This is a genomic window from Halogeometricum rufum, from assembly GCF_900112175.1.
In the GTDB taxonomy this organism is placed as follows: domain Archaea; phylum Halobacteriota; class Halobacteria; order Halobacteriales; family Haloferacaceae; genus Halogeometricum; species Halogeometricum rufum.
Map to the genome: position 1 here is coordinate 800828 of NZ_FOYT01000001.1, position 12481 is coordinate 813308.

Genomic DNA, 12481 nt, shown 5'->3' on the forward strand with positions numbered 1-12481 from the left:
CGACGAACTCAGTACGGGTCCATGTCTTGACCGAGTGCGTAGGGGTCCATGTCTTGACCGAGTGCGCTCACGGGCACCGGTGCCTGCTGTGCGGACGGGCTCACCGAGACGTTGTCGATGGGGAACGCGAGGAACGTCGCGTTGTCGATGGGGAACGCGAACACCTGTACTCCGTCGACTGCGGCCGTATCGACGCCGACCGTGCCGGCCTGCGTCGCGACCGGTGCGAGACCGAGTGTGCCGACCAGACCGCCCGCGAGGACGATACCGGCCAGCAGGAGTTTGACTTCGATTCCATCGGCGATGTGGGCGTCTTCCATCATCACAGGTAGCCGTCGGACCGGTGCGACGATGGCGATAGACGCTCAGTATGCGGGGCGGCGGCCGAACGACCGACCCGGAGTATCTAGAGGCGCCCCGCCGTCGCCTCGTCCCGATAGTTCGCAACGGGTTCCACGGGAGAGGCGGTGCGACTGACAACTGTCGTTCACCGGGCGGACGCCCGGAGACGGACGGTGACCACAGATGACTTCGACCAACGACGGACCCGAACCGACCGACTCGCACCGCACTGCCGACCGAACCGGCCTCCTCCACGCGGCGGAGGGCGTCGTCATCTACGACCGAGAGAACCCCTCGGGGTGGATCCAGTCCGCCGACGCCGTCTCGCTGGCGGACCGGTGCTGATACTTCGACGCACGTCCCCGACCTCCCGTGCGAACCTTAACGTATGTTAACGAACATCACGACACTATGGACGACGTTCTCGACGGCATCGGCGGGGGGGTGATGGTCGTCGACGCCGACTGGCGCGTCACGAGAGCGAACGAGGCTGCGGCCGGACTGTTCGGTCGCGCAGACGCGAACCTGGTCGGTGCCGACGTCCGCGACGCGTTCCCGGAGTCGGTCGAATCGACCTTCGCGGGTCACTTCGGGGGCGCGGACGCGTCGCCGTCGGCCGTCGCCTTCGAGGACTACTTTCCGGCGCTCGAGACGTGGCTCGCCGTCCGGACGGCCCCGGTCGACGACGGCATGGTCGTCTCCCTCCGCGACGTCACCGAACGGCGGCGGCTGGAGCGGACGCTGGCCGACCGTGAGGCCGAACTGGAGCGACTCAATCGAATCAACGCAATCATCCAGGAGATAATCCGGGAACTGGTGGGGGCGACCACCCGCGAGGAGATAGAGGAGACGGTCTGTGAACGACTGGCGGCGAGCGACCTCTACGAGTTCACGTGGGTCGGCGAGCGCGAGGCGACGAGCGACCGGGTCGCCAGCCGAACCGCCGCCGGCGACTCCGACGGACTCCTCGAACTCGTCGACGACGACTCGCCCGACGCGCCCGAGACGCCCGAGCGCGCGGTCCTGCGCTCGGGGGAGACGCGCATCGTCCGCCGACTCGTCGAGGACGAGGCGGTGCCGGAGTCGGTCCGGCGCGTGGCGTTCGCCCGCGGGTTGCAGTCGGCCATCGCCGTCCCTCTCCGCTACGGAACCACGACGTACGGCGTCCTCGGCGTGTACGCGACTCGTCCGGACGCGTTCAGCGACCGTGAACGCGAGAGCTTGGAGACGCTCGGCGTCGCCACCGGGTTCGTCATCAACGCCGCCCGGCAGCGCAACCTCCTCCTGTCGGACACCGTCGTCGAACTGACGTTCCGCGTGACCGACGCGGCGGACGTTCTCGTCGCCGCGTCGGCGCGGTTCGACTGCTCGCTCTCGGTCGCCGGCGTCGTCCCCCTCGGCGAGGGAACGCTCCTCTGCTACGTCGCGGTTCGGGACGCCGACCCGCGAGCGGTCCTCGACGCCGCGGCGTCCCGAGACGGCGTCGAGGGCGGCCGCCTGGTCCACGAGACCGGCGACGACGAGGACGCGCAGGGGGGGCTCTTCGAGGTGACGCTGACGGACGCGTCCCCGTTGCTGTCGCTGACGGAACTCGGCGCGACGGTCCGGACGGCGACGTTCGAGGACGGGGCCGGCCGACTGGTCGCGGAGGTCGCACCCGACGAGGACGTCAGAGCCGTCGTCGAGGCCGTGAGCGCGTCGTTCGTCGGGACCGAACTCCTCGCCAAGCGGGAGCGCCACCGGTCGGTCGAGACCGCACAGGAGTTCCGGAGTTCGCTCCACGAGCGCCTCACGGCCCGGCAGCGGACCGCCCTGCGCGTCGCCTACCACGGGGGCTACTTCCAGTCTCCCAGGGACAGCACGGCCGAGGAACTGGCCGACGGACTTGGCATCTCCTCGTCCACGCTGCACTACCACCTGCGTGCCGCGCAGTGGAAACTGGTCGACGCGTTCCTGCGGGGGGACGACTCGGAGCGACGCCGCGGCGAGACGGCCGAGTGGCACGGCGGGTCGGAGGCGCGATGACGGGCGCGGACGGGGACCGCTCGGACGACGACCGGCCGCCGACGACGCTGTTCGAGTCCCTCCCCGACCCGGTTCTCGCCTGCGAGCGAACGAGCGACCCGGACGGCGACGGGCGCGTCGTCCGCGACGTCAATCCCGCCTTCGCGGCGGCGTTCGCCGTCGAGCGAGACGGCGTCGTCGGGACCCCGCTGGACGACGTGGCGTTGACCGGGGTCTCCGACGCGGGAGGGGACGACGCGCGCGGACGCGAGGTGTCGGACCCCCCCACCGCCGGTTCGCTTCTCGGCCGCGCCCGCGACGGCGACGCGCCCGTGGTTCCGTACCGACGCGAGGCCGGGGACGAGGCGCGGCGGTTCCGCGTCCGGTCGGTCTCGGACGAGTCGGTGCCCGGGCGCGGCTACCTCGTGTTCGACGACGTCACCGCGCTGGAACGGCGACGAGCGGAGGTCGCCGCGGCGCTCGCGGACCTCGAACGCGTCGCGAGCGTCGCGAGCCACGACATCCGGAACCCGCTGGAGGTGGCGAACATCCGGCTCGAAGCGGCGCGAGAGACGGGCGAAGACGTCCACTTCGAGAAGGTCGCGGGCGCGCTGGACCGCGTCGACACCCTCGTCCGGGACGTACTCGCGGTCGGTGGAGAGGGCGTCGACCCGACCGATGCCGTCGCTCTCGGCGCCGTCGCCGCCGCCGCGTGGGACACCGTCGAGACGGGCGACGCCGTCCTCGTCGTCGACGAGGAGTTGCCGACGGTCCGCGGCGACGCCGACCGCCTCCGACGACTGTTCGAGAACCTGTTTCGGAACTCCGTGGAACACGGTTCCACGAGCAGTCGGGCTTCGGCCGACGACACCGCCGAGCGCGCCGACGGCGCCGTCACCGTGACCGTCGCGCCCGACGCCGACGGCTTCGTCGTCGCGGACGACGGTCCCGGCGTCCCGGCGAACGCGCGCGAACGCGTCTTCGAGGCGGGGTACTCGACGGGGTCGGAGAACAGCGGGCTCGGACTCTCCATCGTCAGGCGAATCGCCCGCGGACACGGCTGGCGCGTCACCGTCGCGGACGACGGCGACGGTGGTGCCCGATTCCGGTTCACCGGCGTCGAACGCCTTGCGGGCGACGACGCGGACGAGTCGGGGGTCGGCGACCCGTCGGACGGCGCGGGCGAGTAGTCCACGAGCGCCGTCGCGGCCGCGCGCGGTCCGCGGCGGTCGGTCACAGTCGTCGAACGCCGAGTCGTCGCAGGACCGCGCGAACGGCGCGGGCCAACGCGGGCGACGCGGTCGGAGCGAGGACGACCCCGGCGACGGCAGCCGAGGCGGCCGCAACGAACCAGCGCGAGGCGCGTGCGACGGTCCCGCCGGGCGCTTCGGTGAGTAGCACGGCGATCCACCACGCGCACTCCCGCCCGAGGACGAGCGCCCCGAACCAGCACAGTTCGACGAGCGGACCGACGGCCGCGGTGAGCGTCGCGATGCCCGGCGCGTAGCGGTCGGCGAGTCGGTCGAGCGTCTCGTCGACGAGACTCTTCAGGACGCGGTTTATCCGCCGGTGGTCCGCGTACTTCGCGCGACGGTCGTCGCCGACGCCGAGCTCGCAGAGCGCGAAGGCGAGGTCGAACGCGACGTGCGCGTTGACGCCGAGGGCGGCGTGCTGCAGCACGAGCGTCCCGTCGCGCTCGGCGGCCCGGAAGGCGACCCGCCACGCCGTGGGCAACGCCGCTTCCCGGCCGGTCTCGAAGGCGAGCGCGGCGCGGCGGTAGTGGTTCGCGAACTCGACGAGGTAGTCGGCGACCCACTCGGGGTCCTCGAACGCGCCGCGGCCGACGGCGGCGGCGACTTCCTCTGTGACGCGCGCGTAGACGGTGAGAAACACCGCCCGCCCGTCGCCGCGGTCCCGGAAGTACCGCTCCAGTCCGCGCAGCCGGATACGAGCGTCTTCGACCGTCTCGTACGGCTCCGCGAGGAGCGATAGCGCCCCGGGGTCGGCCTCGCGGGGCGGGCGAGTCGCGTCGACGGCCCGACGGCGTCGCTCCGTCCGGGGTCGCGGTCGCGCCGCTCTCCCGACCCCGTCGCCGCCGGGAACGGGTGCGCCGACGACGGCGAAGAGACAGACCGCATCGGTGACCGACACCGCCGAGACCGACGCGAGACTGGCGACGCCGGCGAGAACGGCGAGCACGCCGGTGAGGCGCCGGCGCCCGGAGCGGTCGGCTCCGCTCTCGTTCGTCCGCGCGGTCCGCCTCCGGTCGGAGCGTCGTTCGATTCTGGACATGGCGTCGTGCTCCCGCGGCGCACCGGTCGATCGGCGCGCCACGTCAGACGAACGGCTCCGAACGGGATTGGATGGGAGTTCTCGATACTCCGAGGCGACCGAGCGCACAGACTCTAGATACGACGAGAGAACGTCGACCGGCGCGGAGAACGGGAGGCCGGTCCGAGAGCCAGGGTCGCCGCCCGGTCAGTTTCGCGCGGACGACGACTCGCTTTTGGCCGCTTCGAGGGCGTCGAGCACCGGTTCGACCTCGTCGAACCGCGGCCCCCGCGAGAGGGCGTCTCGCTCTCGGTCCCACTCGACGAGTCCGGCGGCTTCGAGCTTCGGGAAGTGGACGTGTCGGAGTTCGAGTTCCAGCACGTCCGGTTCGTCACCGTCCGCCATGCTCGGCCTGACCGGCGGTGTCCGGTCGCCGGAGTCGGCGAGTGCCAGCAGAATTCGTCGCCTGTACTCGTGGTCGAGGACGCCCAGCAGTTCGTCCAACCGACCGTCTGCGTCGACGTTGTGGTCTGTCGATGACATAGTAGCTCCCCTCACACCGCGTCTCGTCCGGGCCCCGCCCGCGAACGAGGACGGCTCCGGGTCCCCTCCGCACGACGCGTGTGATGTGCACCCACGTATCGTTTGGACGCCCGACAGATTACTCTGGAGCCGGTTTATTCCGGCATTTTAAATACACCCGTCGCCTCCGGCGTCCTGACGAACGCTCGAAACCGATGTTACTCGCCGAACTCACGCTCCAACACCCGATTCTCCTGGAAACGCTCGGTCGGGTCCCCGACATCGAAGTCGTCTGGCAGGAGACGCACAGACACGAGGACAGACCGACGCAGATGCTCTGTTGGATACTGGCCGACGACTTCGACGCGGTGGCGAGTGCGATGGCCGACGACCCGTCGGTGCGGGACTCCACCGTCGTCGCCGCCCTCGACGGCCGCCGCCTGTTCCGCGTCGATTTCACGGACCCCACCGCCACCGTCGACGTCGTCCCGCAGTTGGTCGCCGTCGGCGCCGTCGTCGACGAAGCCGTCGGGACCGCCGCGGGATGGTGGCTCCGGATACAGTTCCCCGACCGAGACGCCGTCGAGTCCGTCTACGAGTTCTGCCGAGACCACGACATCCCCGTCACCGTCGAGCGACTGTACGAGCAGACCGACTGGGAGATGCAGCACGTGCCGGCGCTGACCGACTCGCAGCGGGAGCTACTGTGCGAGGCGCTCGCGTCGGGCTACCTCGAAATCCCGCGGCGGTGCTCGCTCGCGGAACTCGCCGCCGAACTCGGCATCTCCGAGAGCGCGGCGTCGGAGCGCTTCCGCCGCGGCGTGCGCGGACTCGTCGAACAGACGTTGGGCACGTAGCCGGTCCGCAGGAGTGGACCTCGCGTGCGTGACGCACTGTCGACCGCCGACGTGGGTCGCCGTCGCGCGGGTCACCGTCGACCGCCGACGTGGGTCACCCGCGCATGAGGTTCATCACCTCGTCGCTCACGGCCGGTTCGGTGGCGACGAGGTAGGAGCTGCCGGCCTCCAGTCGCGTGTCGGAGCCGGCGATGCGGTGTCCCTCGGCGTCGGAGACGACGATGGCCCCGCGGGGGAACGTGACTTCGGTCAGTGACTTGCCCGCGACGGGAGCGCCCTCGGCGACGCGGATTTCCACGACGTCGATGGTCCCGGTGACGTCTTCCAGCGACCGCACTTCCCGTTCGACGGCGTTCGCGGTCGCCCGCGCACTCGCGGCGGCCGTGAACACCACCTCGTCGACGAACGGAGCGTACTCGTCGCCCACGTCGACTTCGCTCCGCATCACCGTCTCCACGTCTGGCGCGAGGTGGGTCGCCGCCATGCAGATTGCGAGGTTGGTGCCCGTCTCGCCCGTCAACGCGGCGACGACGTCCGTCCGTTCGAGACCCGCCTGTTCGAGGATTGACGGGCGCGTCGCGTCTCCGCGGATGACCGTCGCGAAGTACTCGTCCGCTATCTCGTCGACCACGTCGCCGTCCTCCTCGACGACGACCACGTCCTGTCCTCGGTCGTCGAGCACTCTGGCGGTGTTTCGGCCGACGCGACCGCCGCCCGCCACGACCGTTCGCTGTGTTCCCGGCATAGCTAGTCGTCTTCCGCCTCTCCCTTATCAACCCCCGTCCCGGCACCGACGCTCGACGGCGCGGTTCCGTCGCCGTCGGCGGTCGCTGCGCCGTCGGCAGACCCGTCGCCGGGGACGTCTCCGGTATCGGCCGTCTCCGCCGCCTCGACCGCCTCCGTCCGTCGGTAGCGCCGGCGAGCGTAGTACGCGACCACGCCGAGGACGATCCAGGCCGCGCTCAGACCGAGCGCCAGCGGGTCCGTCCGCGAGAGGTACTCGACCAGAACCGCGGTCAGGACGAGGTTCAGGACGATGCCGAGTATCGGAGGTATCGGGTAGTAGGGTATCTCGTACGGGCGGTTCATGTTCGGCCGCTCCCGTCGGAGTTTGATGACCGCGCCGTTGACGACGACGAACGAGAGGAGGAAGAACAGACTCGACATGTTGCCGGCGCTCTCGGTCGGGAGCGCCACCGAGGCGAGCATCACGACGGCGCTGCCGAGGATGGCGAGGAAGGGCGTCCCGTAGCGGTGGTGGATGGTGCCGATCGACGAGGGCAACTGTCGCTCCCGACCCATCGAGAACGCGACGCGCGAGGAGGCGATGACGACGGCGTTCAACGCGGTGATGGTCGAGAAGACGGCGCCGAAGACGATGATGGCCCCGCCGTTCCGGATGAGGGGCAGGTCGGTCGGCATGAACGTCGTCGCCGCCTCGGCGATGCCCGCCTCGCCGGCCGCCGCCAACCCTTCGGCGCCGAGCGTTCCGATGGCGACGGAGACGACGAGGAGGTAGACGAGGACGGTCACTCCGAGGCTGACGAAGATGGCCTTCGGGATGTTCTCGCGGGGGTTCTTCACCTCCTCGGTGACCGTGGTGATGAGGTCGTAACCCTCGAAGGCGATGAACGTCAGCCCCATCGCGGGGAGGATGCTCGCCGCCGACCGACCGCCGGGGAACAGGGGCTCGAACTGGTCGAGGGAGAAACTCGTCTCGGTCCCGCCGCCGGCCGAGAGGAAGCCGAACGCGACGAACACGACGAGGATGGCGACCTTCGTCGCGGTGAATATCGTCTCGACGCTCCCGCTGGCGGCCGTCGAGACGGCGTTCACCGCGACGAGGAGGACGACGGCGCCGAACGCGAGGGCGAGTTCCGGCGGCACCGCGACGGCGACGGCGGGGAGGTCGACGGCCGCGACGTTCTCGGGCGCGGGTACGACGCCGTAGAGGTGGAGCAGTTCGAGGAAGTTCGGCGCGAAGCCGAGGGCGTACAGGCCGCCGGCGATCATGTACGCGAACCACAGCATCCACCCCATGACGAACGAGGGCAGGTCGTCGAAAATCTCGCGGACGAACGCGTACCCGCCGCCGGACTTCGGAATCGCCGAGGCGAGTTCGGCGTAGGAGAGCCCGGTGAACGCCGTCACAACGCCGTTGAGCGCGAAGACGAATATCGCCGCCGGGCCGGCGATTTCGGCCGCGAGGCCGGTCAACACGAATATCCCCGCCCCGATCATCGCTCCCATCCCGATCATCGTCGCGTCGAGGAGGCCCAGATTGGCCGCCGGTTCGCGCGTTCGGTCCGCACTCATCGTTCGTGGTAACTCGTATCATCGTCCGACAAAAGTGTGCGTCCTCGCGGGCGGACCGTTCGCTCCCCGCGTCGGTCGGAGCGGGTGCGCCCTCGGTCAGAACTCCTCTGCGGTGTCGACGCCGACGACCACGCCGCCGTCGTCGTCGCCGCGAGGACGGTACCGTCCCAGCACTCCCCGCGGACTCACAGTTCGTCGCCGCCCTTCGGCTTCCAGGTGTTGCCCTCGAGGACGACCAGGTCGTACCGCTTGAGGACGTGGAGCAGTTCGACCACCGCCTCGGCGTCCAACTCGGCGGCCGTCTCCGTGGGGAGGTTGTTGGCGACGGCGCTTCGGGTCCCCTCGCCCATCCGTTCCAGCGTCTCGAGGACGACTTCGACGTCCTGCAGCAGCGGTTCGACGCCCTGTCGGCGTTCCTCGGTGGGACTCAACCGCGACAGCACGTCGTCGTACGTCCCCGTAATCTCCATCGAAACTGTCACGTCGTCGGCCGCTGGCTCCGTCTCGTCGCTCATGGTCGTGGTACGTGCACAAATCGAGTTAGATGTTCCTATATCTCGCACGGAGAGATTCGTCTCGGCGCGACGTGAGAACGAAACGAGGCGAGCGAGAACCGGTCGGCAGGATACGGTCTCAGCGGCCGTCCGCCTCGGTCAGTCGGAGGCGATACTCGAAGTACTCGTCCCCGTACCGAATCAGGTCGTGCGGCGGATACTCGTCCGCGCCGGCGTCCTTCGTCACGTTGCCGTCGACGTAGGCGCGTTCGTCCAGTCGTTTCAGCACCGAGACGAAGGCGTCGGGGAACGGGTGTTCGGCGCTGTAGCCGTCGCCGCTCTGCGCTCTGCGGAACACGTCCCGTTCGGCCGACGAGAGCGACGCGGGGTCGATTCGCGCGCCGACGAGGCGGCCGCGCAGGACCGTCTCCACCTCCGCTTCCGTCTCGGCGACCGGTTCCGCGACCGGTCGGTACACAGCCTCGTGGAACGTCTCGCGTTCGACTTCGACCCGCCAGATTCGGTCGCGGTGAGCGACGTACGCCGGCCCGTCGTCCGCGAGGAGTTCGCTCGACTCGACGGCCGACTCGTCGCGGTAGACGTAGCCGCCGCGCTGGACGAGTCCCCACGGGACGCCGCCGACGTCGCCGCGGGCGCGGGCCGCCATGTAGGCAATCTGTACCGCCCGTTCGTCCGACTGCGGGAGCGCAGCCTTGTCGACGTGTTCGGGCGCGCCGGACTCGTCCTCGCCGAGTCGCCCCTCGTCGTACAGTCGGAGCACCGGGCGGGTCACCGTCTCCTCGCCGACGACCACCTCGTCGAGGCGGTAGTACCGCCCCTCGTACTTCGCCCACTGGGGTTCGCTGCGCGGGAACGGCTCGACGTACTGCGTCGTGAACTCCGACCCGTTCACGGCCGCGGCGAGGGCGTCCTCGTCCCACGGCACGCGCGTCTCGTTCAGGTCGCGGACGTACCGGTCCCGCAGCGTCGCGGTTCGGTCGTACAGGTGGAAGTCGATGGTCGCGGTCGGTTCGCCGTTCCCACCGCTCCCGAGTCCGGTCGAGCACCCGGCGAGCGCGGAGAGTCCGGCCGCGCCGACGGCCGCGAGTGCGCGCCGCCGAGAGCATCGGTTGGAGGGCATCGTCGGCCCGTCACGCTACCGAGACTAATGTCTTCGGTGTCTCTGAGAAATCGCGGCGGGGGGCGGGTGACCGACTCAGGCCGACTCGACCGATTCAGGCCGACTCGACGGCCTCGACCAACTCGTCGTAGTCGGGTTCGTTCTCGGGCGACTCCGCCTCCCACGCGTAGGTGACAGTGCCGTCGTCGTCGAGGACGTACACCGCGCGGTTGGCGACGCCGTGCAGGCCCAGGTCCGCGACGTCTATCTCCAGCCCGTACGCCCGAATCGCCTCCCGGCTCATGTCGCTGACGAGGGGGAAGCCGAGGCCGTGTTCCTCGCGGAACGCGTTGAGCGTGAACGGCGAGTCCGCGCTGACGCCGTACACCGACGCGCCGGCGTCCTCGAACCGGTCGAGGTGCTCCTGCAGGGCGGTCATCTCGTTGGAGCACGGCGGCGTGAACGCGCCGGGGAAGAACGCGAGGAGGGTCGATCCCTCGCCGACGGCGTCCGCGAGCGAGAACTCCTCGACGTCGCCGGTTGCCACCTTGTTCGTGAACTCGGGTGCGTCGTCGCCTTCGGAAACCATGTCCCCAGATTGGGCACAGAGCGGCATAAATCGCACACCGAACGTGTTCCTCGCCGCGAACCCGGACGGTTTCCGTGGCCGATTCCACCGACTTCAGCGTTGTCGCCGTCGTCGCCGCGGCGTCGGGTCCGATACCGGCGTCGGCGAGCAACTCGGCCGCGACGCCGGATTCGGAGGCGGTGCCGACTCAGTCCGTCCCGGTCCCGCCGGCCGGTTCGTCCTCGTCGTCGACGGGGGTGAGGTCGAGGTCCGACTCGTCGGTGAGCGCTTCGACCTCGTCCTCGTCGAGTACCTCCTCGCCGACTTCGAGGCCGAACTCGGCGGCGCGTTCGCGCCAGAACTCGCGGTACCCCTCGTGCTCGACGTCGCTCGTCACCGTCGTCTCGCCCCGTTCCAGTCGCGCCTGCTTCTCGCGGACCTCGGCGATGAGGTCCTCGGCGAGGTCGGTCGAGAGTTGGCCGCTCAACTCCGCCTCCGTGATGGCGCTCTCCTCGGCCTGTAGAATGCGCCGTTCGCTCTGCAGTAGTTCCTGTTTGAGCAGGGAGGGCTCCCGCTCCAGTAGCGAGCGGATGACGTGCTCGAGTTCGCGCTTCTCGCGCCCGTACTCGCGCTTGAACCGTTCGTACACGCCGGTCCGGATGAGGTTCTGCGTGTGGAGGCGTTCGGCCTCGTTCAGCGCCTCGTCAACCGCCTTCGCCCGCGTGAGGAGGAGGTCGTACAGTTCCCGTTCCTTCCCGGACGTCTGCACGCCCACCGCGCGGAGGAACCGCTTCATCGACAGGCCCTGGACGACGAGACTGAACGCGGCGATGCCGAACACGAGGACGCGGAGTTGCTGGCGCGGTCCGACGGACTCCGGCAGTCCGAGGACGAGCGCGATGGGTATCGAACCGTGGAGGCCGCCCCAGACGAGGACGTGCTGGTAGTTCCGCGGCACGTTCGCGTCCGAGAGCCGGTTGGCCACCTCCGTCAGGGGGTAGACGGCGACGGCGCGCGCGGCGAGGACGAGGACGATGGCGGGCAGCAGCAGTTCCGCCTCGGCGATTATCTGCCGAATCGGCGTCTTCACGCCGAGCAGGAGGAAGATGAACGTGTTGACGACGTACGCGGCCGTCTCCCACGTGTTGAACACGGCCGTCTTCGTCTGCGCCGACATGGCGTACTCGCGGCCGCGGTTGCCGATGAGAAGCCCGGCGGCCACGGTGGCGATGACGCCGCTGACGTGGAGGTAGTGCTCGGCGACGAGGAACGCCCCGTAGGCGAGGACGACGGTGAGCACGATTTCGGTCATGTGCTCGTCGAGGTTCGCCATCAGGCGGTAGACGAAGTAGCCCGCGGCGAGTCCGACGACTGCGCCGCCGCCGGCGGAGACGACGATGCCGCCCGCGAGTTCCCCGACGCCCGCTATCGTCGCGAGGTCCGCGGCGCTGTCGCCCGCCTCGACCAGCGCGAGGAGGGCGGAGAAGATGACGACGGAGATGCCGTCGTTCAGCAGGCTCTCGCCCTCCACGAGGACGGCGAGGCGGTCCGGAACCCCCACCTGCTTGAACAGCGCCAACACGGAGACGGGGTCCGTCGGGAGGACGATGGTGCCGAACAGGAGGCCGATGAGCAGGGTGTAGCCGAGCAGTTCCGTGGCGACGAGTCCGACGACGACGATGGACGCCGCCAGTCCCACCGTCGCGAGCGTCAGCATCACCGGGAAGTTCGACCTGAACTCGTCGATGTCCGTCGTCGCCGCCCCCTCGAACAGCAGGGGCGGCAGGACGACGAGGAGGATGATGTCGTGCGTGAGCGTGATGTCTATCTCCAGTCCGACGATGGACGCGCCGAACCCCGCGATGAGGAGCGCGATGGTGTACGGGATGCGTCCGATTTTGGCCAGTACCGCGCCGACGCCGCCCGCGATGAGAAAGACGGTCAACAGGTCGATGAGTTGTTGTTCCAGCCCACTCGCCATTGACAG

The 12481-nt window shown here is 69.6% G+C and carries 13 protein-coding genes; 4 read left to right on the forward strand and 9 right to left on the reverse strand.

The window, feature by feature from the left end:
- Positions 1–8: 8 nt before the first annotated feature.
- Positions 9–323 carry a hypothetical protein gene (locus tag BM310_RS04180; RefSeq protein WP_089804897.1) on the reverse strand — a complete coding sequence of 105 codons (315 nt, stop codon included), beginning with the start codon at positions 321–323 and terminating at the stop codon, positions 9–11.
- Positions 324–525: 202 nt separating this feature from the next.
- Between BM310_RS04180 and BM310_RS21220 the strand changes: the two genes are divergently transcribed.
- From BM310_RS21220 to BM310_RS04190, 3 genes are all read left to right on the forward strand, one after another.
- Positions 526–687: a DUF7331 family protein gene (locus BM310_RS21220; protein ID WP_177232525.1), complete on the forward strand. Its 162-nt coding sequence runs from the start codon at positions 526–528 to the stop codon at positions 685–687.
- A gap of 66 nt (positions 688–753) precedes the next feature.
- Complete coding sequence (locus BM310_RS04185; RefSeq protein WP_089804899.1) at positions 754–2367, forward strand: bacterio-opsin activator domain-containing protein; 1614 nt, start codon at positions 754–756, stop codon at positions 2365–2367.
- Complete coding sequence (locus BM310_RS04190; RefSeq protein ID WP_143105105.1) at positions 2364–3536, forward strand: ATP-binding protein; 1173 nt, start codon at positions 2364–2366, stop codon at positions 3534–3536. The genes BM310_RS04185 and BM310_RS04190 overlap by 4 nt, the downstream gene beginning before the upstream one ends.
- 43 nt (positions 3537–3579) lie before the next feature.
- Here BM310_RS04190 and BM310_RS04195 read toward each other — a convergent pair whose 3' ends face one another.
- Both BM310_RS04195 and BM310_RS04200 read right to left on the reverse strand, forming a co-directional pair.
- Positions 3580–4638, reverse strand: a complete 1059-nt coding sequence (locus tag BM310_RS04195) for a DUF5995 family protein (protein ID WP_143105106.1) — start codon at positions 4636–4638, stop codon at positions 3580–3582.
- A gap of 186 nt (positions 4639–4824) precedes the next feature.
- Complete coding sequence (locus BM310_RS04200) at positions 4825–5160, reverse strand: hypothetical protein (RefSeq protein WP_089804904.1); 336 nt, start codon at positions 5158–5160, stop codon at positions 4825–4827.
- Positions 5161–5354: 194 nt separating this feature from the next.
- Here BM310_RS04200 and BM310_RS04205 point away from each other — a divergent pair, with 194 nt between their 5' ends.
- On the forward strand, positions 5355–5996 hold the full coding sequence (locus BM310_RS04205; protein ID WP_177232526.1) for a helix-turn-helix domain-containing protein: 642 nt from the start codon (positions 5355–5357) through the stop codon (positions 5994–5996).
- 94 nt (positions 5997–6090) lie between these two features.
- On the opposite strand, the gene BM310_RS04210 is transcribed toward BM310_RS04205, so the two are convergent.
- From BM310_RS04210 to BM310_RS04235, 6 genes are all read right to left on the reverse strand, one after another.
- Positions 6091–6741, reverse strand: coding sequence for a potassium channel family protein (locus BM310_RS04210; RefSeq protein ID WP_089804909.1), 651 nt, complete (start codon positions 6739–6741; stop codon positions 6091–6093).
- Between the two features lie 2 nt (positions 6742–6743).
- Complete coding sequence (locus tag BM310_RS04215) at positions 6744–8312, reverse strand: APC family permease (RefSeq protein ID WP_089804911.1); 1569 nt, start codon at positions 8310–8312, stop codon at positions 6744–6746.
- A gap of 185 nt (positions 8313–8497) precedes the next feature.
- A complete protein-coding gene (locus BM310_RS04220) occupies positions 8498–8827 on the reverse strand; it encodes a hypothetical protein (protein WP_089804913.1) in 330 nt (109 codons plus the stop codon).
- 118 nt (positions 8828–8945) lie between these two features.
- The gene (locus BM310_RS04225; RefSeq protein ID WP_089804915.1) at positions 8946–9947 is read right to left on the reverse strand and encodes a hypothetical protein; all 1002 of its coding nucleotides are present in this window, start codon (positions 9945–9947) and stop codon (positions 8946–8948) included.
- A 94-nt stretch (positions 9948–10041) separates the two neighbouring features.
- Positions 10042–10515, reverse strand: coding sequence for a redoxin domain-containing protein (locus BM310_RS04230; RefSeq protein ID WP_089804917.1), 474 nt, complete (start codon positions 10513–10515; stop codon positions 10042–10044).
- Positions 10516–10702: 187 nt separating this feature from the next.
- A complete protein-coding gene (locus BM310_RS04235; protein WP_089804919.1) occupies positions 10703–12475 on the reverse strand; it encodes a cation:proton antiporter in 1773 nt (590 codons plus the stop codon).
- Positions 12476–12481 lie beyond the last annotated feature (6 nt).